This is a genomic window from Micromonospora sp. PRAS1 (genome assembly GCF_059553435.1).
The window spans coordinates 1-20,014 of sequence record NZ_JCANNB010000028.1 but is presented as its reverse complement, the minus strand read 5'-3'; the positions used below and the strand labels follow the sequence as shown (position 1 = coordinate 20,014).

The following is a 20,014-nucleotide window of genomic DNA, read 5'->3' as shown; positions in this document are numbered from 1 at the left end:
TCATATAGTAGGTGCAAGCAGCCAAAATAAAGGAAGGGAACCGTGGACACGCGAGGGCGTACGTACCAGGAAGTCACCCGGTGGCTCGACTACCAGCCCTTCTTCCCCGCCTGGCTACGCAGCGACCTCGGCAACGCCCCGGCCGAGGAGTGGTGGCGGTGGCGCGGCATCGACGTCCACCTGGACCGGCTCGCCGCACCGGATGCCCCGGTGAAGCTCATCCTGCTGCATGGCGCCGGCGGGTACGGCCGGATGCTGGCCCCGTACGCGCGCCTGCTGGCCCACGAGACGCCGGTCGAGGTGCTCGCGCCGGACCTGCCCGGCTACGGGCTGACCCCCGGCGGTGACCGGCCGGTCGGCTATCCGGAGTGGATTGACTGCGTCGCCGACCTCGTCGCGGCGGAGCGGGCCCGTGACGGCCGTCCCGTCTTCCTCGTCGGCGCGAGCATGGGCGGCATGCTGGCGTACGCGGTCGCGGCGGGCGGCGACGTCGCCGGGCTGATCGTGACCTGCCTGCTGGACCCGCGCGACGTCTCCGCGCGGATGCGGATGACCCGGTGGCCGGTCATGGGCCGCATCGCACCGGCGCTGCTCGGCCCGATCCGACCGCTTGACGCGCTGCGCGTGCCCATGCGTTGGATCGCGAACATGGGCGCGATGAGCAACGACCCGGCCCTGAACACCCTCGTAAGTGGGGATCCGTCCGGCGGCGGCAACCGGGTCACGGTCCGCTTCCTACGCACCTTGCTCTCCGCCGTCCCGCCGGTGGAGCCGGAGGCCTTCACCGCCTGTCCGGTGCTGATGACCCATCCGGCGGCCGACCGCTGGACACCGGTCGCGCTCAGCCGGGCGTTCTTCGACCGCGTCGCCGCCGACCGGCGGCTCGTGCTGCTGGAGCGGGCCGGACACCTGCCCGTCGAGGAACCCGGGCTGAGCCAGTTGGGTCGGGCCGTCGCCGAGTTCATCGGCTGAGCGGCTCTGCCGGCCGCCGGTTCGCGAAGTCCAACCGGCTGCGGTGCGTACCGGCGCGCAGTTCGTCGTCGGTCATCACCAGGTAGACCAGCGGGCAGTCCTGCGGGCCGGTCACGTCCAGCTGGCACAGGGTGCACGGCTCCTCGGGGCGGAGCGGGCACTTCGCGTCCGGTCTACGGCCGCCCGTGCCGGCCATCAGCCACCACCGCGCCGTGCCGAGGAACCGTTCATGACTCCAGCGTGTCCCTCCGGCACGGGCGACAACCAGGTCTTTCGGCCCCTGTTCGGGCACGCGATCCCGGCACGGGTGAGGGCCCGCAGCGGTGACGCTGCGGGCCCTCACCACGATGGTGGGTCAGCTCACGGTCGCGCGGCCCACAGCAGGGCCCGGCCCAGCTGCGGCTGGAGTCCCTTCGGGTGTAGCCGGAACGTCGGGCTGGTGCCGAAGAGCACCACACCGTTGCCGCCGGCACTCACGCTCCGAACGATGCTGGCCTGGCTCGCGGCGGCGGACCGTCAGTTCGCGCCGGTGGTCACCCGCCTCGTGCCATCTGAGGTTGGCATGTTCCCGGGGCTCGGTGGAGCGTTCACTATCGCGGAACTCGCCGACGGGGCGCGAGCGGCCTATGTCGACAGCCAGGCTGCGGCGCAGATCATCGACCAACCGAGCGAGCTTGTTACGCTTGATCGACGGTGGGAACGCATCCGAGGCGAGGCTCTTCCCCGAGGGCGTTCCCTGGAATTCCTCAGGGAAGCGGCACGAGCATGGACCTGACCGGGGCGCGTTGGCGTAAGAGCAGCAAGAGTGGCAACAATCAAGGCGACTGCGTTGAGGTGGCCGACAATCTGTCCGATGTGGTCGGGGTGCGTGATTCGAAGGATCCGGCCGGTCCGGTGTTGACCTTCGGCCCGGCCGCCTGGCGGGCTTTCGTCACCCGAATCGCCGACCGTGCCTGAGCCTGACTCTGCCGTGCCGGGGACGAGGAAGCTTCTTGCCTGCGGCATCGTCGGCGCGCTGCTGTTCCTCGTGGTGATCGCGGTCAACGGGGTGATCAAACCCGACTATGATCCGATCAACGACTTTGTCAGCGAGGGTGCGATCGGTAGTGGCGGTTGGCTCCAGATCGCGAACTTCGTGGTGAGCGGCGGCCTGCTGACGGCCTTCTCTTTCGGGCTGCGCCGAACTGTCTCCCGATGGACGGCCTGGTTGACGGGAATCTTCGCGGTGAGCCTGGTCGGGGCTGGCGTCTTCGTCTCGGACCCGGTGCCATCCGACCTGGCGAGCGGGCACGGTATCGCGCACGACCTCGTCTCACTCGTCGTCTTTGTGGCGCTGATCGCCGCCTGCTTCACCGCCGCCCGGTGGCGACCAACCCCGCTCTGGCGCTGGTACTGCCGGTTCACGGGCGTCGCGGTCGGCGTCCTCATCATCGCGGCCAGCGGTGTCGACCCGGTCGACGGAGGCGCGGGATTGCTGCAACGCGGCTCGATCCTGATCGGATGGAGTTGGTTGGCCGTGCTCGCGTGGCGGGCGCGGCCGGTGCAGGACGCCACCGTCCCGCACCGGCCTGTCACTGTCCCGCACCTGCCTTGACGGACCGGGACGCTCAGGAGGTGAGCGCGGTGGTGAGCCGTTCGGCGTTGGTCCGGAACATAGCGAGCAGATCCAGATCCTTGCCGGGGTAGTTGACGAGCGTTACCCGGGTGGCACCGGGGATCTTCGGGTCCACCTTCGGCAGGTGGGCGTTGATGAAGACCAGCTTGGGCTGCTTGGCGGCCAGGTCCGCCCGTTCCTTCGCGGTGAGCGGCTGCGGCCCGTACACGTCCGTCACCTCGATGCCAGCGAAGGAACTCCAGTAGCCGACGAACAACTCCGACACCGCCGTGGGTGCCGGATTGGGCAGGGCGGCCTTCGTCTCGCGGGACAACCGGCTGTACTCGGCGTTGAAGGTGCTCAGCCACGCCTTTGCCGCGTCGGAGGTGCCGAACATGTTGGCCAGCCGGGTCACCTCCGTGGTGATCTTCCCGGGAGTGGCCTCGGCGGGAAGCACCGTGACGAGTTCGCTGTCGTCGCCGGCCGCCCTGATCAGCCGGGGCGCGAAGCCATCACTCTCGGCGTACAGGACGTATTCGGCGTCGGCGTCGGCCTTCAGGTCGCGGGCCTTCGGCTGGTAGTCCGGCGGGTGTTCGACGTCGGCGGGAGCGACGAGGGTGACCTCGCTGGCCCCGGCGGCCTTGGCGAGCGCACCGACCCAGCTGGTCGAGGCGACCACCTTCGGCCCCGGCGCGGCCGGCGCGGCGGAAGTGCTGTCGGCGGCCGGTGCGGAGGGGCTGCCCTGGCCGGTCGGGGCGGGCTCGTCGGTGCTGCCACAACCACTGGCCAGCAGAGACAGGGTCACTACCGCGCTCAGCGCGGCGGCCCGGATCAATCGCATTGTGCTCCTTGGAATCGATAAGATCGCAGCCCGAAGCGGCCGGGACGTCCCGGCGGCGGTCAGGTGCGGTCCAGGAGCGTAGCAATCAGCGGCCGACAAAACTGACCCGTTTTCGGGCGTCAGCCACGGTCCAGGCCGGCCCAGGAGCGCAGCAGCCGTCCACCGATGGAATCGACCGGGCCGGATCCGGGGCCGTCGACGATGTGGTCGATGACCTCGGCGCGGGTGAACCAGCGGGCCTCCTGCAACTCCGCGCCGTCCACCGCGATCGTCGCGTCCACGGCACGGGCATGGAAGCCGACCATCAGGCCGGCGGGGAACGGCCACCCCTGTGAGCCTCGGTAGGTCACCCGGTCCACGGTGACACCGGCCTCCTCGGCGACCTCGCGCCGGACCGTGCCCTCCAGGCTCTCGCCGATCTCGACGAAGCCGGCCAGCAACGAGAAACGGTCCGGCCCGGCGCCGTGGTGGCGGGCCAGCAGGCAGCGTGGCTCCGGGTCGGGGCTCTCCACCAGCACGATGACGGCGGGCTCCAGGCGGGGAAAGTGCTGCCGACCGCAGTCCTGGCCACCGCAGATGCGCAGGTGGCCAGCGTGGGCGCTGCTGGTGGGCGTACCGCACGAGCCGCAGTATCGGGCGTGTCGGTTCCAGTAGAGCACTCCCCGTGCGTACGCCAATGTCGCGGCCAGCGGTGCGGGCAGGGTCGCGGCGAGGGCGCGCAGATCGGTGCTGGTGTCGGCGGCGGCGAGCCGCAGTGCCTCGGCCTCCTCGACCTCGCTCAGGTCGGCGGCGAAGGTCGCGGTGGCGCCGTCGAGGCCGAGCAGGGCGGTCTGGCCGGCGGCGGCCAGCACGGCACCAACCGCACCGGCGGTGAGTACGACCGGTTGCCCGGCCGCCGTCAGCAGGGTGCGGTCGCGCCACATCGGCACTACGCGGGTGTCGTCGTGGCAGAGCTGCGCACCGACCCAGTCCGGATCGGTGCGCAGGCTCGCTGCCCGGTCGTGCGGTGTGCCGGTGTACGCCAACCCGTCGAACGTCATGCCCTGATCGTGCAGCACGTGCGAATCACGGGCGGCGGCGGTGCCCCGCGAGCGCGATGTTAGGAGGGGGCCCTTCCTATACACCAGGCGTTAATAGGGGGCCCTTCCTTGCTAGCAGGCGCGGATGTTGACGTAGGGGCCCCAGTTCCAGCTGTTGTTGGAGGAGGGAGCGCCCGGCGTGGTGTAGGTGCTGTTCTTGGTGGACAACCTCGCCTGGGTGCCAGCGGTCTGGTTGTTGGACCACGAGCCGGTCGTCGTGAAGTACGCCGGCACGCTGTAGATGCGGTTGCAGTACCAGAGGGACAGGATGTCACCCTGCCGATTCGGGTCGCTGTAGGCGCAGAAGTACTGGAAGGGACAGGGGATCGCGGCGGTGCCCGACCGGCTTGAAGCGTTGAGATCCCGGGCGTACTTCTCGCCGGGGAGCGCCAGGGTGAGCGTGCCGCCCTTCAGGTCGATCTTGTTTGCGGCGACCTGGGTGCCGCCCACTTCGGCCAGGGCCGCGTCGACGCGCTTCTGGAGCGCCTTGGCCTCGGCGGTGTTCAGGCCGGCGGCGCTTGCCTGCTTGGCGAACTCCGGTGTGGGGGCGGCCTGGACGCCGGCCGCCCCGGTCAACAGGACGAGAGACGACAAGCCCACTACCAGGGCTATTCTACGGAAGATCCTCACGCTGTCCTCCTAACAGGTCGGTGAGGTGGGAGGGCGGCGGCTGGACAGAGCCGCCGCCCTCGCTTGCTGAGGGAAATCAACGTTGTCGCAGGTCAACACTGGTGCGGCAACACTTCGCCCATCAGCCACGCTAAATCAAAACCGACCAATCAGGAACGTTGAGCAGCTTTCACCATTTTCACCTTTTGTGCGGTGAAGTGGTTGCCGGTCGGTGGCTCAGGGGGTGGGCGGGGTGACCGCGATGATCAGGTGGGCCGGCTGGTCGCTGGCGTTGCGGTAGAGGTGGGCCAGGCGGGAGTCGAAGGTGACCGCCTCGCCGGCCGCCAGCAGGTACGACTCGCCGCCGATCTCGGCGACGACCTCGCCGCTACAGACGATGGCGCACTCAGTCGACGGGTGGGCCCAGGGTTCGGCCGAGCTGGCGTCGCCGGGGGCGAGGTGGGCCTGGAGCACCTCCAGGTCGCCGCGGCCCGGGGTGAGCCGCTCGTAGGTGATCTGGCCCGGGGGAGCGGTGAGCAGGCTGCGGGCGCCGGCCCGGCTGATGTGCACCGCCGGGGCCTCCGGTTCGGAGAAGAGCGCGGCGATCGAGGTGTCGAAGACCTGGGCGAGCTTTCGCAGGGTGGCCAGGCTCGGGTCGGTGGCGCCGTTCTCGATCTGGCTGAGCAGGGCGGGTGACACGTCGGCGGCTGTGGCGAGCTGTCGCAGCGTGAGGGAGTGCTGCTGACGCAGTTCGCGGAGCCGGTCACCGAGCATGTGGACCTCGATCCGATAACAGTGTGACTAAAAATGTTTGACCAAGCTACACGGCCCTGTTTAGGGTGGTCAAACAAGAGGCCGGCAGTGTTTGGTATTGCTAGACACGCCGCGTCGAGGCACGAACCGGACGAACGAGTCCGGCTACATCCAACCCTGAGACGACTTCCCCTGAAAACCCGAAAGACCGTCACCGGTCACCTGGGCCCGACCGGTGGCAAGTGTCCCGGGCCGTCGATGCCTCGCGGATCCCCCTGGCGGAACCGCGCCATACGAAGGTAGGAACAGCATGTCGGTGTCCCCCCGCCGGCTCCGCGCCGGAGCGTTCGCTCTGGCGACGCTGGCCATCATCTCCACCACCGCCTGCACCGCGGGCGGCAGCGGTGGGAACGCGAACGGTGGTGGCGGCGCCACCACCCTCACCGTCAACACCTCGTTCGTGCTCAAGACCCTCGACCCCGGCCGGGTCTACGAGGCGACCGGCCTGACCGCCGTGCACGCCCTCTACGACACGCTGCTCACCTTCGAGGGATCCGACGTCGGCACCCCGGTCCCCGCGCTCGCCGAGTCGTACGAGGCGTCCCCGGACGCGAAGACCTTCACCTTCAAGCTGCGCTCGGGTGTCACCTTCTCCGACGGCAGCCCGCTCACCGCCGATGACGTGGTCTTCTCGCTGAACCGGCTGAAGAACATCAAGGGCAGCCCGGCGGTCACGGTAAGCGAGTTGAGCGTCAGCAAAACCGACGACAGCACGGTTGTGGTCACCTCCGAAACGCCCAACCCGAACGTCCCGGTGGTGCTCTCGATGCCCTCCACCGGCGTACTCAACGCCAAGGTGGCCCAGGAGAACGGCGCCAAGGAGGGCGAGGACGCCGCCCAGGGCGACAACGCCCAGCAGTACCTCGACACCAACTCCATCGGCAGCGGCCCGTACGTGCTGAAGTCGTACGAGCCGGAGTCCCAGGTGGTGCTGGAGGCCAACCCGAACTACTGGGGTGACAAGCCGCAATTCGAGCGGGTGGTGCTGCGCAACATGGACGTGCAGACCCAGAAGCTGACCATGCAGCGCGCCGAGAGCGCCGAGATTTCCCTGGACATCTCCGGCAAGCTGCTCGACGGCCTGCCGGAGACCCTCCAGACCTCCGGCGTGCAGGACACCGTCTACTTCCTCTTCCTCAACGCCGACCCGGCCGTGTCGCCGGTGACCTCGAACCCGAAGTTCAACCAGGCGCTGCGCGCCGCCATCGACTACCAGGGCATCGCCGGCCTCTACGGCCAGGGCGCCGCGCCCGGTGCCGGGCTGGTCGCGCCGGCCTTCCCCGGCACGCTGCCGGAGAACGAGGCGTCCACCCGCGACGTGGCCAAGGCCAAGGCGCTGCTCGCCGAGGCGAACCTGAGCAACCCGACGGTGAAGTTCAGCTACCCGGCCATCACGTACAAGGGCGTGGACCTGGGCACCGTGGCCACCAAGGTGCAGGGCGACGTCGCCGAGGCCGGCATCACGCTGGAGCTGAACCCGCAGCCGCTGACCACCTTCCTGGACGAGATGCGCGGCGGAAAGATGCCGCTGGGCTTCACCCCGCAGAGCCTGAACTACCCGGTCGCCGACTCGCTGATCAACAACATGGCGCCCGGTCAGGCCACCGCGCTGCGCTCGGGTTGGACCGTCGAGCGGGCCGAGCCGGCGGTCGTGGCCGCCGGTGAGAAGGTCGTCGAGACCCTCGACCTGGCCGCCCGGGCCACCGCGATGCAGGAGTGGCAGCGACTGATGAACCAGTCCTCCCCGTACGTGGTGCTTGCCAGCAACTCCTCCACGGTGGTGGCGACCGCCGACCTGACCGGCGCGGACTACACCGCCGCGGGCTGGCAGGTGGACGTCGCCGCGGTCGGCCGGAAGTAGTCGGCCAGCACATGACGACGCTGCACAACGGCGAGCCGGGGGCGGTCGCCACGACCGCGCCCCGGCCCCGGCCGCGCCGCGTGCCCCCGCTGCTGGTCTTTCTGACCAAGCGGCTGGCGATCACCGCCGGGCTGCTGCTGGGCGTCACCGTGGTGACGTTCGGGCTGGTAAACGTGGTGCCCGGCGACCCGGTCACGGCCAACCTCTCCGACCAGGCGCTCAACGACCCGGCCACGGTGGCCGCCTTCCGCGAGAAGTGGGGCCTGGACCAGCCGCTCTGGCAGCAGTACCTGCACTACCTCGGCAACCTGGTCCGCGGCGATCTGGGCATCTCCCAGCAGACCGGCCGTTCGGTCCTGGACGACCTGGTGCGGTACGTCCCGGCGACCATGGAGCTGGCCATTCCCACCATGCTGCTGGCGCTGCTGATCGGCACCGGCATCGGCATGCTCGCGGCGGTCCGCAACGGCCGGTTCACCGACCAGCTGGTCCGGGTGGGTTCCCTGCTCGGCCTCTCCACGCCGCCGTTCTGGCTCTCGCTCGTCGTGCTCTACGTCTTCTTCTACCAGCTCGGGCTGGCCCCCAGCGGCGGGCGGCTCTCCACGGCGTTCAGCCCGCCGCCCACCGTCACCGGCATGTACACAGTCGACGCGGCGCTGGCCGGGCAGTGGGACGTCGCCTGGGACGCCGCCCAGCATCTGATCCTGCCGGTGCTGGTGCTGACCTCGCTGACCGTGGCGCTGCTGGTCCGCTTCGTCCGCTCCGCCATGCTCGAGGTGCTCCAGCAGGACTACATCCGCGCCGCGTACGCCAAGGGCCTGCCGACCCGGGTGGTGCTGCGCCGGCACCTGCTGCGCGCCGGCCTGGTCCCGGTGGTCACCGTCTCCGGCCTGGCCTTCGCCTCGCTGCTCTCCGGCACGGTGCTGGTGGAGAGCATCTTCGGCTGGCCCGGCCTCGGCCAGTACGCCTACCGCAGCGCCACCGCCCTGGACCTGCCGTCGATCCTCGGCGTCAGCCTCTTCGTGGCCCTGGTCTACACGCTTGTCAACCTCACCGTCGACCTGCTGTACGGGCTCATCGACCCGAGGATCCGGCTGTCATGACGATGACCGCACCCGATCCGGTGGCCCCGGATCCGAAGGTGGACCGGGCGTTGAACAGGCGTCGCTGGCTCGGCCGGCTGCGCGGCGGCTCCACCGGGCGACCGATCTGGCGTCAGCCGATCGCCGCGGCGGCGCTGGTGATCCTCGGCGGCTGGCTGCTGGTGGCGCTCTTCGCGCCGCTGATCGCCCCGTACGACCCGCTCGCCCAGAGCCCGCAGGCGTACGCCCCGCCGTCGGCGACGCACTGGTTCGGCACCGACTCGCTCGGCCGGGACATCCTCAGCCGGGTGATCCACGGTGCCCGGCTCTCCATTCCGCTGGCCCTGGCCATCGTCTCGCTGGCCCTGCTCGTCGGCGGCCTGCTCGGGCTGATCGCCGGCTACCTCGGCCGGTTCGTCGACGAGGCGCTGATGCGCCTGACCGACCTGGTCTTCGCCTTCCCGCAGATCATTCTGGCGATGGCGGTGACCGCCGCGTTCGGCCCGAACACCCGTAACGCCGTGCTCGCCCTGGTAATCGTCTCCTGGCCGGTGTACGCGCGGGTCATCCGCAGCGCGGTGCTCAGCATGCGCGGCGACGACTACCTAAGCGCCGCCCGGCTGCTCGGCGTCGGGCCGGTACGCGCGCTGCGCCGCGACGTACTGCCCAACAGCATCGGCCCCGCGATCGTGCTGGCCACCCTGGAACTCGGCAACGCGGTGCTGCTGCTCGCCGCGCTCTCCTTCCTCGGCCTGGGCCCCCGCCCACCGGCCGCCGAATGGGGTTCGATGGTCGCCCTCGGCTCCCAGGACCTGTCGATGTGGTGGGTGAGCGTCTTCCCCGGCCTGGCCATCCTCACCGTCGTGATGGCGTTCAACGTGCTCGGTGACGCGCTGCGCGACCGGCTCGACCCCCGCTACGCGAAGGGACGCTGATGGCGCCGCTGCTCGATGTCGACTCCCTCGCCGTCACCCTGCCCGGCCCGCGCGGGCCGCTGCCGATCCTGCACGACGTCTCGCTCACCGTGGACGAGGGCGAACTGGTCGGCATCGCGGGGGAGAGCGGCTGCGGCAAGAGCCTCACCGCGCAGACCCTGCTCGGCCTGCTCCCGCCCGGCGCCGAGGTCACCGGATCGGCCCGGTTCGCCGGCACCGACCTGCTCGGCCTGGACAACCGGGGCTGGCAGCGGATCCGGGGTGCCGGCATCGCCATGGTCTTCCAGGACCCGACCGCCGCCCTGCACCCGATGCTCACCGTCGGCCGCCAGCTCACCGAGCACATGCGGGTGCACCTGCGGATGGACCGCCGGGCCGCGAACCGCCGGGCGGTGGAACTGCTCGACCAGGTCCGCATCCCCGACCCGGAGCGGGCCCTGCGTTCCTATCCGCACCAGTTCTCCGGCGGCATGCGCCAGCGGGCGGCCATCGCCATCGCGCTGGCCGCCCGGCCCCGGCTGCTGATCGCCGACGAACCCACCACCGCCCTCGACGTCACCGTGCAGGCCGGCATCCTCACCCTGCTCGACCGGTTGCGCGCCGAGACCGGGCTGGCCGTCGCGTTCATCACCCACGACCTCGGCGTGCTCAGCGCGTTGACCACCCGTGGTTATGTCTTCTACGCCGGGCGGGTGGTGGAGACCGGCCCGACCGGGGCGCTGCTCACCGCACCCACCCACCCGTACACGGCCGCGCTGCTCGGCGCCCGCCCGCACGGCACCCAGGCGATCGGCACGCTGCGGCCCATCCCCGGCGGGCCACCGGCGCCCGGGGAGGCGCCGCCGGGCTGCCCGTTCCAACCCCGCTGCGGGTACGCCGAACAGTCCTGCGGCACCGCCCCGCCACCGCTGGCCCCGGCCGGTGCCGACCGTTCGGTGGCCTGCGTGGTCCGCCCGCACCTGGAGGTGGCGACCCGATGACGGAGCTGCTGCGGATCTCGGACGTGGAGGTCGAGTACCGCTCCCGGGGACGCGGCCGGGTGCGCGCGGTCGCCGGGGTCAGCCTGGCGGTCGGGCCCGGCCAGATCGTCGGCCTGGTCGGCGAGTCGGGCTGCGGTAAGTCCTCGCTGGCCCGGGTCGCGGTGGGGCTGACCGCGCCGAGCGCCGGTGAGGTCCGCTACGCCGGCCGACCGGTCACCCCGCTGGGCTGGCGTCGCCGGCCGGACCCGGAGATCGGCCTCCAGATGGTCTTCCAGAACCCGTACGCCTCGCTCAATCCCCGGCGCACCATCGGCGCGCAACTGCTCGACGGCGTACCGGCGACGGTGACCGGGGCGGCCCGCTCGGCGCGGGTACGCGAACTGCTCGACCGGGTCGGCATGCCGGCCGCCGCCGCCGACCGGTACCCGCACCAGTTCTCCGGCGGCCAGCGGCAGCGGCTCGCCATCGCCCGGGCGCTCGCCCCGGAACCCCGCATGATCATCGCGGACGAGCCGGTCACCGCGCTGGACGCCTCCTCCCAGGCCCAGGTGGTAAACCTGCTGGTCGGGCTGGTCCGGGACCTCGACATGGGCATGCTGTTCATCTCCCACGACCTCGCCCTGGTGCACGAGATCGCCGACCACACCGCCGTGATGTACCTGGGCCGCATCGTCGAGACCGCGCCCACCCGCGAGCTGTGGCGCGACCCGCGCCACCCGTACACCCGGGCGCTTATCGACGCGGTGCCGCAGATCGGCCCCACCCCGCAACTGCCCGCCACCCTCGCCGGGGAGGTGCCCGACCCGGCCAACGCCCCCACCGGCTGCCGGTTCCGGCCGCGCTGCCCGCACGCCTTCGCCCCCTGCGGCGACCAGCCGCCCACCCTCGACCTCGGCGGACGCACCGCCGCCTGCTGGCTCAACGACCCCACGGTGGCCCCGGCCGCCGTACCCGCCCACTGAGGACGCCGCCATGCACAACGCCACCGAACAGGTCCTGGTCAACCTCGCCCTCTACGACGGCGTCGCCGACCACCTCCAGCCCGACCGGGGCGTCTGGGTCGGTGCCGACGGGCTGATCCGCGCCGTCGGCCCAGTCGACGACGTACTCGCCGAGGCCGGCGACGCCCGGGTGGTCGACCTCGGTGGTGACGTGGTCATGCCGGGCCTGACCAACATGCACGTGCACCTCTCCCTCGGCCTGCCCGGCCACCTCGCCGACACCGTGCACAGCTCCAACCTGGCCGAACTGGTGCTGCTGATGGCCGACTCCGCGCGGCGCACCCTGCACGCCGGCGTCACCACCGCCCGGCTGGTCGGCGAGGGCCGCTACGCCGACTTCGCGCTGCGCAAGGGCATCGAGGCCGGCGCGGTGGACGGACCCCGGATCTTCACCGCCGGGCACGCGCTCTGCTGCACCGGCGGCCACGGCTGGGAGGCCGACGCGCTGGAGGCCGACGGCGCGGACGGGTTCCGCCGGCTCACCCGGACACAGATCCGGGCCGGCGCCGACCTGATCAAGGTCTGCATCTCCGGCGGCATCGCCGGCCAGTACGAGGCGATCGACACCCCGCAGCTGCTCGACGACGAGATGGCCGCCGTCATCCGGGTCGCCCACGACTGGGGACGCAAGGTCACCGCGCACGCCGGCCCGGCCGACACCGTACGCCGGGCGGTGGAACTCGGCCTGGACTGCGTCGAGCACGGCTACGAGCTGACCGACGAGGTCACCCGGCTGATGGCCGCCCGGGGCGTCTGGTACGTGCCGACCATCGTGGTCAGCCGCTGCGAGCAGTTCTTCCGCGACTCCGGCGTACCGGGCTGGCTGATGGACCGCGCCCTGGCGGCCGGGCCCCGGCACTGGGAGAGCCTCCAGCACGCCATCCGCAACGGCGTACCGATCGCGTTGGGCAGCGACATGCCGCCGCACGCCGGCTACGACGAGACCACCGCCACCGTGCGCGAGCTGGAGTTCATGGTGGACGCCGGAATGCCGGTCGCGGACGCGCTGAAGGCCGCCACCATCCGGCCCGCCGAATGGCTCGACCAGTCCGACCGGCTGGGCAGCGTCGAGGTCGGCAAGCACGCCGACCTGCTGGTGCTGCGCGACGACCCGACCCGGTCGGTCTCCGCGCTGCGCACCCTGCACCTGGTGATGAAGGGCGGCGTCGTCTACCGCGACGACCACGGTCGCGCCCGGGCATCCCGATGACCGGGATCACCCAGGTCGCCGACGACTACCTCGCCGCGCTCGCCGAACTCGACCCGCAGGCCGCCGAGGCGGCCGGGCGTACCCCGCAATCGCAGCTGACGGAGCTGTCACCGGAGGGCTTCGACGCCCGCGCCGAGCTGGCCCGCAGCACCGCGACCGCCGTCGCCACGGCCACCGCGCACACGCCTGTCGAACGCGCGCTCGCCGGTGCCCTGGCCGACCGGCTGGCCAGCGACGTCGCGCTCTACGACGCCGGTTTCACCACCCGCCTGCTGGCACCGCTGGCCACCCCGGTCCACCTGGCCCGACAGGTCTTCGACAACCTGCCCCGGCGCAGCGCCGACGACTGGGCGAACGTCGCCGCCCACCTGCACCGGCTGCCCACCACCCTCGACCAGTACGCGGTCACCCTGCGCCGCTCCGCGCAGCGCGGGCAACTGGTCGCCCGCCGGCAGGTGCTTGTCGTCGCCGAGCAGTGCGCCAGCTGGGCCGACACCGACTTCTACGGCCGGCTCGTCGCCGGCTACCCGGGCGGGCCGCTCGCCGACCGGCTGGCCGAGGGGGCCCGGCTGGCCACCGCCGCCACCGCCGGCTTCGCCGCCTTCCTGCGTACCGAACTGGCGCCCGTCGCGTCCGAGGTGGACGGCGTCGGTCGGGAGCTGTACCAGGTCACCGCCCGCGCGTTCCTCGGCGCCACAGTCGACCTCGACGAGCTTTACGGGTACGGCTGGGCGGAGCTGGCCCGCACCGCCGCCGAGCTGCGTACGGTGGCGGCCGAGTGCGGCCACCCGGACGTGTCGGCGGCGCGCACGGCGCTGGACGCGGATCCGGCCGGGCGGGTGCCGGTCGGCCCGGCGCTTCAGGAGTGGCTGAGTCGGCGCACCGCGCTGCTCACCGACGCCCTCGACGGCACCCACTTCGACATCCCGGCGGCCACCCGGCACGTCGAGTGTCGGATCAGCCCGGCTTCCTCCGGCGTCATGTACTACACCCCGCCGGACGCCGCGCTTACCCGACCCGGCGGGATCTGGTGGTCGGTGCCGCCGGGCGAGTCGACCGTGCCGGTCTGGCGGCACGTCGGCACGCTGTGCCACGAGGGACTGCCCGGCCACCACCTGCAACACGCCATCACCCTCACCCTCGCCGAGCTGCATCCCTGGCAGCGCACCCTCTGCCAGGTGCACGGGTACGCCGAGGGCTGGGCGCACTACGCCGAGCGGCTCGCCGACGAACTCGGTCTCTACGCCGGCCCCGCCGAACGACTCGGCATGCTCGACGGCCAGATGTGGCGGGCTGCCCGTGTCGTCATCGACCTCGGCCTGCACCTCGACCTGCCGATCCCGGCCGGCAACGGGTTCACCGACGCTGCCCGCTGGACCCCCGAGGTCGCCGTGGAGCTGCTCACCCGGGTCGCCGGCCTGGACGCGGCGACCGCCCGCTTCGAGGTCGACCGGTACCTGGGCTGGCCGGCCCAGGCGTTGGCCTTCAAGGTCGGGGCGCGGCTGTGGCAGCAGACCCGCCGCGACGCCGAACGGCGCGCCGGTGCCGCCTTCGACCGCAAACGGTTCCACCACACCGCGCTGGCGCTCGGGCCGATGGGCCTGGACCCGTTGCGCGCCCGCCTCGCCGAGACGTTCCGACCCGCCACCCGTGCCCTCGACCGGAAGTGACCTCCCGATGAGCATCGACGAACTCACCGCCACCATCAGCGGCATGTACCGATCGCTTGGCGACCGGCCCGCCTTCGACGCCCATTTGCACCCCGACCTGACCATCTGGGAGTCCGACGCCGACCAGCTGCTCACCGGACTGGCCGCGCTTGACGAGCTGCGCGACCGGCGGGCTGCGGGGACGAGCGGCCCGGCCCCGGCGCAGGTGGCCCCGGAACAGTTCCACGCCGACGCCTGGGGCGACACCGGCCTGGTCCGGTACGTGCTGCGCGCCCGGCACGCCGACGACCGCCCGGACGTCTGCTTCCGGGTCACCGACGTGCTGCGCCGCACCGAGCGCGGCTGGCGGATCGTGCACCACCACGCGGAGGCCGTCCGATGAGCGAGCACAGCGAACTCAATGCCGAGCAGCCCACCACCGACGTCTACGACCTGCGGGTGGTGGTGGAGCGCATCGAGGGCCGCTCGGTGTGCGGCATGAAGGTGGGCGACCACCTCGACCTGACCGAGTCCTGCCGGCTCAGCATCCCGGCCGGCCAGCACTTCTGCGTGTACGCGCTGGCCGCGTGCCTGCCCCTGCTGCCGGCCAAGCAGCGGGCGCTGGCCGAGGGGGACTGGATGGCCCGGGACAGCCACGTGGCCTGCCCCGACCCGGACGAGCGGGTGATCATGCGGATCGAACGCACCGGCCGCCGGCAGATTCCCACCGAGGAGCTGACGTGAGTGGCGACCGGCTGGTCGGCATCGGCCTGCAATCGGACAAGTCCGCCGACGAGTACGCCGAGCTGGCCGAGCTGGCCGAGCGGCACGGCTTCGACGTGCTCTCGGTCTTCGGCGACCTGATGTACCAGCCGCCGATCTTCCCGCTGCTGGTGGCCGCCCGGCACACCCGCCGCATCCGCCTCGGCGCGGCCTGCCTCAACCCGTTCACCCTGCACCCGGTCGAGGTCGCCGGCCAGGTGGCCGCCCTCGATCTGGCCTCGCACGGCCGGGCGTACCTCGGGCTGGCCCGGGGCACCTGGCTGCAACAGGTAGGCGTGCCGCAGGCCCGGCCGTTGCGGCGGATCGCCGAGACGGTGCAGGTGGTCCGGCGGCTGCTCGCCGGTGACGGCGGCGGCTTCCAGGGCCGCGAGTTCACCGTCGAGCCCGGCACCACGCTGCGGTACACCCCGGTCCGCCCGGACGTGCCGGTGCTGGTGGGCACCTGGGGGCAGCAGACGGCACGCTCCGCCGCCGCGTACGCCGACGAGGTGAAGGTCGGCGGATCGGCGAACCCCGCGATGGCCAAGACGATGCGCGCCTGGCTGGACGAGGCGGCCGGACACGACACGGGGGTGGTGCTCGGCGCGGTCACCGTCGTGGACACCGACGGCGCGCTGGCCCGCCGGGTGGCCCGCACCGAGGTGGCCATGTACCTCGCGGTGGTCGCCGCCCTCGACCCCACAGTCGAGCTGGACCCGGAACTGCTCGCCCGGATCCAGGAACACGTCGCCCGCCGGGAGGACGACGCGGCCGGCGCGCTGATCGGCGACGACCTGCTCGACCTGTTCGCCTTCTCCGGCACGCCGGAGCAGGTCGCCGCGCAGGCCGCCGCCGTCTTCGACGCGGGGGCCAGCCGGGTGGAGTTCGGCACCCCGCACGGTCTCACCCCGCACCAGGGCATCGACCTGATCGGCCGGCGGGTGCTGCCGCTGCTGCGCGGATGACCTCGGGGGGAGCTTTTCGCAACGCTCCCCCCGAGGCACTACCGCAGACCGGTGTGGTGGATCAGCCGGTGAACTTGAAGTAGGCGCGGTGCTGGAATCCGTTGTCGAGGGTCAGCACGAACTCCCGGCAGGTACCGGCCCAGCTCTCGTCGGTCTTCCAGACGAAGTTGTACTGGCCCTTCTTGTCGCCGGAGAGCCGCGACCTGCCGGGGTTCTCCGCCGGGACCGGGATCGGTCGCGGCGTGACCGAGCCGTCCGGGTTGACGGTCAGCAGCGTGTCGCAGTCCACCAGCCGCGAGTAGGGCGAACCGCTGGCCAGGATGTCCAGCCCTCGGTACTTCGGCAGCTGGAACTTCATCGGTACGGCGCTACCGGCCGTCGCCGTGTTCAGACCCGGCTGCGCGGTACGCCCGACGAAGTCGGCCCGGCAGGACGGGTGGGTGTCGTACGCCTCGGTGTTGTCGTCGCGGTTGGTGGTGCCCTGCACCGCGCTGTAGCCGAGCCCACGGCGGGCGAACGAGCCCCACAGCGTGCAGGAGTTCTCCCCACCGGTCAGCGCGGCGTCGGCGGCGATGATGGCGTCCCGGCCGACCACGAAACCGGGGCCGCAACCCTGCAACTTCAACCCGTCCATCACCAGCTGCATGGCGAGGTTGTTGCCGCCGCTGCTCCAGCCGTCGTACACGTTCGGGTTGAGGCCGTGCCGGTCGATCAGGTCCCAGGTCATGTCCCAGAGCACCGCGGCCCAGCCGTGGCCGATGCCGTGCGGTGCGGCCAGGGAGGTGCCGTTCAGCCAGCCGCCGGTCTTGATGCTGTCGTAGGTGAACGGCTGGATCTCCATGTTCCGCGAGTACGGGCGCGGCCGCAGGCCGGCACCGCTGCGGTCGTCCTGGTAGAGGATGTACGGCACCAGGCCGCGCGCACCCTCGGCGCTGTCCAGCTTCGGGTCGAGCAGCGTGGTGATCGCGAAGAAGTCGCTCCAGCCCTCACCCATCTGCTCGTTTCCGCTGAGGCAGTTGATGCCCGGCCCACCGGTGAGCCGGTTGGAGATGCCGTGGCCGTACTCGTGGATGACGATTCCGGCGTCGAGGTCGCCGTCGCGCATGCCCGGGTGGTCCGGGTGCTTGCGCAGCGAGCCGGTGACGGTGCCGGCCGCGATCGCGGCCTTGATGGCGTCCCCGTCGGCCTGGGTGACCGCCACCGCCGGAATGGTGACCGGCGCGGTGGTCATGGCCCCGGTCAGCACCGGCGCGGCACCGGCGGCGTTGTGCGCGACCACCACGGCGTCGGCGCCGAGCGACTCGGCGACCTGGGTACGCAGCAGGTACGTGCAGGCCGCGGTGCCACCGTCGACCACGGCGATCCAGCCGCCGGTCGGCAGCGTGCCCGGGTAGGCGGCCGCGTTGCAGCCGGTGCCGCCGTACACGAACCGGTGGTCGGAGAGGCCGGCCCTGGTGACCGCCGGGCTGAACCGCGCCCAGCTGGCGTCGAAGGAGCCGATCCCCGCCAGCACGACCTGGTTCTGGGCGCCGAACTGATTACCGGGCCAGAGGTACATCTGCATCCGGGGCGTACCCACCCCGTCGACGGCGGGGGTGGAGAAGTTGGCGTTGTTGTTGCCGCCGCCGTCGGCCGCCTCGGCCCGGACGTAGTCACCGCCGACGCCGCCCCGACCGTAGTTGTTGGCCTGGAAGTTGCCCGACGCCTCGTCGAATCCGTACCGGTAGGAGACGTCGTGGATGATGTTGTTCCAGTAGAACAGGTTGGCGGTCGCGGCGTCCCGGTAGTTCTGCGGGTTCTCCCGCAGGTCGAGCGGGAAGTTGAAGGTAAGCGACGGGCCGCCGTCCGGGCTGCTGCCGAAGTCCGGCGCGTTGTTGTTGTCCTGGTCCTGGTAGGCGTGCACGTTGTTGCCCTGAGTGGTGGTGAACTCGGGGCCGGCGACGCCGTCGGTGTCATGCCAGCCGTACGGCGAGGCGAGCCCGTCCGCCGGGTTGGTGACCAGGCTGCGCGGGCCGTCGTTCGGGCTCTCCGTCGGGTAGCCGTAGACCTGGTAGCTGGAGCCGTCGGCGACCGGGTTGGGCGAGCCCAGTTCCGTGCCGTGACCGTGGTCGTGGCGGTGCGCCAGGCTCCGGCCGGAGACCTGCCCCAGGGTCGTGGAGAGCTCGTCCACGTTCTCCTGGGTGGTCCAGTCGTCGGCGTCGAGCAGGGCGCCGGTCTCCGCGTCGACCGTGGCGTTCCACAGGTGCACGTCGGAGGAGTCGTCGATTACCAACTGCCAGGCCAGGCGCAGCCCCTCGTCGGTGGAGTGCCAGCCCAGCTTGGCCGGGATCGGCTGGTCGGAGATGCCGCTGCCGCTGACCACCGTGGACTGGGCGGCTCCGGCGGCACGGCTCATCACCCGCGGGCTGCGCACGTCGGCCAGGTCGAGCGCGTCGGCCGCCGCCTCGACCGCGTCGATCGCGTCGAGGTCGGCGCTGCCGGAGGTCGCGCCGGAGAGGCCGGCGACCAGGGTGTCACCGACGAAGACGACGCTGCCGTCCCGGGCGACGTTGACGGTGGCGACGGCGCCGAAGACCTCCAGATCCTTGTGGCGCTGGGCCAGGTTGACGTGGGTGACCCCGGTGTGCCGACTGGTGTAGCTGGAGAGCACGGCGAGGTCGGCGAGGTCGGGCGCGGTCACGTCGTACCGGTCCGGGTTGGCCCGCAGATAGCTGGTGGCGATCTCCTCCGGGGAGCCGGTGTTCGGGCCGGTGAGGAAGAGGGGGTTCGACTGGGCGGGCTCCTCGGTGGCGGCGGCGGGCTGGGCGGTGAGCGTGGTGAGGGACGCGACGAGCGTCGTGGACAGCAGCACCGCGGCATTGCGATGGAGCCTGGAGCGATGGACTTGTCGGGGCACTTCTGCTCCTTTGGGGGTTGAAAGGACAGCATGGAGCGCCGACCCACGACCGCCGCGCCGGCCCGTCACGGTGCGTCCGTGACGACCGCCCGAACGTCACGATCTGTGATCATCGGGCGATGTGGATCACGTAGAAGCTACGGCGCGGCTGGCTGAACGGTCAATCATTTCGATGTTTCGTTGCGGATGGTCGTACTTGCCCTGGTCCGCGCCGTGGCAGGATGAGGCGTGCCCGAGCAGCGCCAGGCGCCGATCGCCTTCGAGACCACCTGCGTCGTCGCGGCGTCGCCGGAGGTGGTACACCGCCACCTGAGCGACCCGTACAGCTACATCGGACTCTCACCGCTGATCGTCGCGGTACGCGACGTGCGGCCCGGTCACGACGCGCAGGGGCGGGAGATCGTCGACTACCTCGCCGTCGAACGGTTCCGGTTGTTCGGCCCGTTGCGCTGGGACAACCCGATCCGGGTACGCCTGACCCCGCAGCCGCCCGACCGACTGGTCAGCGACGTACGCAGCCCGGGCTGGGTGCGGCTGCGGGCGGTGGTGGACCTGACCGCCGGGCCGGACGGCACGCAGGTGCGGGAGCAGATCACCGCGTTCGCGCCCGCCCCACTGCGGCGCTTCGTCGCCGCCCAGGCCCGCCAGGTCGCGGCCTACCGAGCCACCGAACTCACCCGCCGAATGACCACCCCCTGACCCCCCACCCCACCCACCCCACCCCCCGACCCCTCCGTTGATCATGAGGTTGGCGGCACTAGTCGA

Annotated in this window: 20 protein-coding genes and 1 pseudogene; 15 read left to right on the top strand and 6 right to left on the bottom strand. The window is 71.5% G+C overall.

Features of this window, described 5'->3' with window-relative positions; all coding sequences use genetic code 11:
* Positions 1 to 42 precede the first annotated feature (42 nt).
* On the top strand, positions 43 to 972 hold the full coding sequence (locus AC507J_RS23195; protein ID WP_496291288.1) for an alpha/beta hydrolase: 930 nt from the start codon (positions 43 to 45) through the stop codon (positions 970 to 972).
* Here AC507J_RS23195 and AC507J_RS23190 read toward each other — a convergent pair.
* On the bottom strand, positions 962 to 1,168 hold the full coding sequence (locus AC507J_RS23190) for a DUF6767 domain-containing protein (protein WP_496291287.1): 207 nt from the start codon (positions 1,166 to 1,168) through the stop codon (positions 962 to 964). The two genes, AC507J_RS23195 and AC507J_RS23190, sit on opposite strands and share 11 nt — an antisense overlap.
* A 333-nt stretch (positions 1,169 to 1,501) precedes the next feature.
* On the opposite strand from AC507J_RS23190, the pseudogene AC507J_RS23185 reads away from it, so the two are divergent.
* The 3 genes and pseudogenes from AC507J_RS23185 to AC507J_RS23175 all read left to right on the top strand — a co-directional run.
* Positions 1,502 to 1,747 (top strand): annotated as a pseudogene (locus AC507J_RS23185) (Scr1 family TA system antitoxin-like transcriptional regulator); the annotation flags it as partial.
* Complete coding sequence (locus AC507J_RS23180) at positions 1,738 to 1,929, top strand: DUF397 domain-containing protein (RefSeq protein WP_496291286.1); 192 nt, start codon at positions 1,738 to 1,740, stop codon at positions 1,927 to 1,929. The pseudogene AC507J_RS23185 and the gene AC507J_RS23180, both read left to right, overlap by 10 nt.
* A gap of 13 nt (positions 1,930 to 1,942) precedes the next feature.
* Positions 1,943 to 2,566 (top strand): DUF998 domain-containing protein, encoded by a 624-nt coding sequence (locus tag AC507J_RS23175; protein WP_496291285.1) that lies wholly within the window; start codon positions 1,943 to 1,945, stop codon positions 2,564 to 2,566.
* A gap of 13 nt (positions 2,567 to 2,579) precedes the next feature.
* On the opposite strand, the gene AC507J_RS23170 is transcribed toward AC507J_RS23175, so the two are convergent.
* The 4 genes from AC507J_RS23170 to AC507J_RS23155 form a co-directional block, all read right to left on the bottom strand.
* Positions 2,580 to 3,407 carry a hypothetical protein gene (locus AC507J_RS23170; protein ID WP_496291284.1) on the bottom strand — a complete coding sequence of 276 codons (828 nt, stop codon included), beginning with the start codon at positions 3,405 to 3,407 and terminating at the stop codon, positions 2,580 to 2,582.
* Between the two features lie 119 nt (positions 3,408 to 3,526).
* A complete protein-coding gene (nudC, locus tag AC507J_RS23165; RefSeq protein WP_496291283.1) occupies positions 3,527 to 4,447 on the bottom strand; it encodes an NAD(+) diphosphatase in 921 nt (306 codons plus the stop codon).
* Positions 4,448 to 4,558: 111 nt separating this feature from the next.
* Entirely contained in the window at positions 4,559 to 5,116 is a 558-nt protein-coding gene (locus AC507J_RS23160) for a hypothetical protein (protein WP_496291282.1), read from the bottom strand.
* A 216-nt stretch (positions 5,117 to 5,332) separates the two neighbouring features.
* A complete protein-coding gene (locus AC507J_RS23155) occupies positions 5,333 to 5,869 on the bottom strand; it encodes a helix-turn-helix domain-containing protein (protein ID WP_496291281.1) in 537 nt (178 codons plus the stop codon).
* A 289-nt stretch (positions 5,870 to 6,158) separates the two neighbouring features.
* On the opposite strand from AC507J_RS23155, the gene AC507J_RS23150 reads away from it, so the two are divergent.
* Genes AC507J_RS23150 through AC507J_RS23105 form a run of 10 tightly spaced genes read left to right on the top strand, consistent with a single transcriptional unit; the run spans position 6,159 to position 16,353 of the window.
* Positions 6,159 to 7,769 (top strand): ABC transporter substrate-binding protein, encoded by a 1,611-nt coding sequence (locus AC507J_RS23150; RefSeq protein ID WP_496291280.1) that lies wholly within the window; start codon positions 6,159 to 6,161, stop codon positions 7,767 to 7,769.
* 11 nt (positions 7,770 to 7,780) lie between these two features.
* Positions 7,781 to 8,872 carry an ABC transporter permease gene (locus AC507J_RS23145; RefSeq protein WP_496291279.1) on the top strand — a complete coding sequence of 364 codons (1,092 nt, stop codon included), beginning with the start codon at positions 7,781 to 7,783 and terminating at the stop codon, positions 8,870 to 8,872.
* Positions 8,869 to 9,786 (top strand): ABC transporter permease, encoded by a 918-nt coding sequence (locus AC507J_RS23140; RefSeq protein WP_496291278.1) that lies wholly within the window; start codon positions 8,869 to 8,871, stop codon positions 9,784 to 9,786. The genes AC507J_RS23145 and AC507J_RS23140 overlap by 4 nt, the downstream gene beginning before the upstream one ends.
* Positions 9,786 to 10,766 (top strand): ABC transporter ATP-binding protein, encoded by a 981-nt coding sequence (locus AC507J_RS23135; RefSeq protein ID WP_496291277.1) that lies wholly within the window; start codon positions 9,786 to 9,788, stop codon positions 10,764 to 10,766. The genes AC507J_RS23140 and AC507J_RS23135 overlap by 1 nt, the downstream gene beginning before the upstream one ends.
* Positions 10,763 to 11,728 (top strand): ABC transporter ATP-binding protein, encoded by a 966-nt coding sequence (locus AC507J_RS23130; RefSeq protein WP_496291276.1) that lies wholly within the window; start codon positions 10,763 to 10,765, stop codon positions 11,726 to 11,728. Before AC507J_RS23135 ends, AC507J_RS23130 begins: the two co-directional genes overlap by 4 nt.
* Before the next feature lie 10 nt (positions 11,729 to 11,738).
* Positions 11,739 to 12,977, top strand: coding sequence for an amidohydrolase family protein (locus AC507J_RS23125; protein ID WP_496291275.1), 1,239 nt, complete (start codon positions 11,739 to 11,741; stop codon positions 12,975 to 12,977).
* Positions 12,974 to 14,647 (top strand): DUF885 domain-containing protein, encoded by a 1,674-nt coding sequence (locus AC507J_RS23120; protein ID WP_496291274.1) that lies wholly within the window; start codon positions 12,974 to 12,976, stop codon positions 14,645 to 14,647. Before AC507J_RS23125 ends, AC507J_RS23120 begins: the two co-directional genes overlap by 4 nt.
* A gap of 7 nt (positions 14,648 to 14,654) precedes the next feature.
* On the top strand, positions 14,655 to 15,029 hold the full coding sequence (locus AC507J_RS23115; RefSeq protein WP_496291273.1) for a nuclear transport factor 2 family protein: 375 nt from the start codon (positions 14,655 to 14,657) through the stop codon (positions 15,027 to 15,029).
* Complete coding sequence (locus AC507J_RS23110; RefSeq protein ID WP_496291272.1) at positions 15,026 to 15,370, top strand: TIGR04076 family protein; 345 nt, start codon at positions 15,026 to 15,028, stop codon at positions 15,368 to 15,370. Before AC507J_RS23115 ends, AC507J_RS23110 begins: the two co-directional genes overlap by 4 nt.
* Positions 15,367 to 16,353, top strand: a complete 987-nt coding sequence (locus AC507J_RS23105) for an LLM class flavin-dependent oxidoreductase (protein WP_496291271.1) — start codon at positions 15,367 to 15,369, stop codon at positions 16,351 to 16,353. The genes AC507J_RS23110 and AC507J_RS23105 overlap by 4 nt, the downstream gene beginning before the upstream one ends.
* A 61-nt stretch (positions 16,354 to 16,414) precedes the next feature.
* Here the strand turns inward: AC507J_RS23105 and AC507J_RS23100 are convergent, their stop codons facing one another.
* Complete coding sequence (locus tag AC507J_RS23100; protein ID WP_496291270.1) at positions 16,415 to 19,204, bottom strand: M36 family metallopeptidase; 2,790 nt, start codon at positions 19,202 to 19,204, stop codon at positions 16,415 to 16,417.
* 273 nt (positions 19,205 to 19,477) lie between these two features.
* Here AC507J_RS23100 and AC507J_RS23095 point away from each other — a divergent pair, with 273 nt between their 5' ends.
* The gene (locus AC507J_RS23095; protein ID WP_496291269.1) at positions 19,478 to 19,948 is read left to right on the top strand and encodes an SRPBCC family protein; all 471 of its coding nucleotides are present in this window, start codon (positions 19,478 to 19,480) and stop codon (positions 19,946 to 19,948) included.
* Positions 19,949 to 20,014 lie beyond the last annotated feature (66 nt).

Bases quoted from the DNA above. Each gene is read 5' to 3' on its own strand.
- AC507J_RS23190 (WP_496291287.1), bottom strand. From the start codon at position 1,168: ATGGCCGGCACGGGCGGCCGTAGACCGGACGCGAAGTGCCCGCTCCGC.
- AC507J_RS23180 (WP_496291286.1), top strand. From the start codon at position 1,738: ATGGACCTGACCGGGGCGCGTTGGCGTAAGAGCAGCAAGAGTGGCAAC.
- AC507J_RS23170 (WP_496291284.1), bottom strand. From the start codon at position 3,407: ATGCGATTGATCCGGGCCGCCGCGCTGAGCGCGGTAGTGACCCTGTCT.
- nudC (WP_496291283.1), bottom strand. From the start codon at position 4,447: ATGACGTTCGACGGGTTGGCGTACACCGGCACACCGCACGACCGGGCA.
- AC507J_RS23155 (WP_496291281.1), bottom strand. From the start codon at position 5,869: ATGCTCGGTGACCGGCTCCGCGAACTGCGTCAGCAGCACTCCCTCACG.
- AC507J_RS23150 (WP_496291280.1), top strand. From the start codon at position 6,159: ATGTCGGTGTCCCCCCGCCGGCTCCGCGCCGGAGCGTTCGCTCTGGCG.
- AC507J_RS23145 (WP_496291279.1), top strand. From the start codon at position 7,781: ATGACGACGCTGCACAACGGCGAGCCGGGGGCGGTCGCCACGACCGCG.
- AC507J_RS23140 (WP_496291278.1), top strand. From the start codon at position 8,869: ATGACGATGACCGCACCCGATCCGGTGGCCCCGGATCCGAAGGTGGAC.
- AC507J_RS23135 (WP_496291277.1), top strand. From the start codon at position 9,786: ATGGCGCCGCTGCTCGATGTCGACTCCCTCGCCGTCACCCTGCCCGGC.
- AC507J_RS23130 (WP_496291276.1), top strand. From the start codon at position 10,763: ATGACGGAGCTGCTGCGGATCTCGGACGTGGAGGTCGAGTACCGCTCC.
- AC507J_RS23125 (WP_496291275.1), top strand. From the start codon at position 11,739: ATGCACAACGCCACCGAACAGGTCCTGGTCAACCTCGCCCTCTACGAC.
- AC507J_RS23120 (WP_496291274.1), top strand. From the start codon at position 12,974: ATGACCGGGATCACCCAGGTCGCCGACGACTACCTCGCCGCGCTCGCC.
- AC507J_RS23115 (WP_496291273.1), top strand. From the start codon at position 14,655: ATGAGCATCGACGAACTCACCGCCACCATCAGCGGCATGTACCGATCG.
- AC507J_RS23110 (WP_496291272.1), top strand. From the start codon at position 15,026: ATGAGCGAGCACAGCGAACTCAATGCCGAGCAGCCCACCACCGACGTC.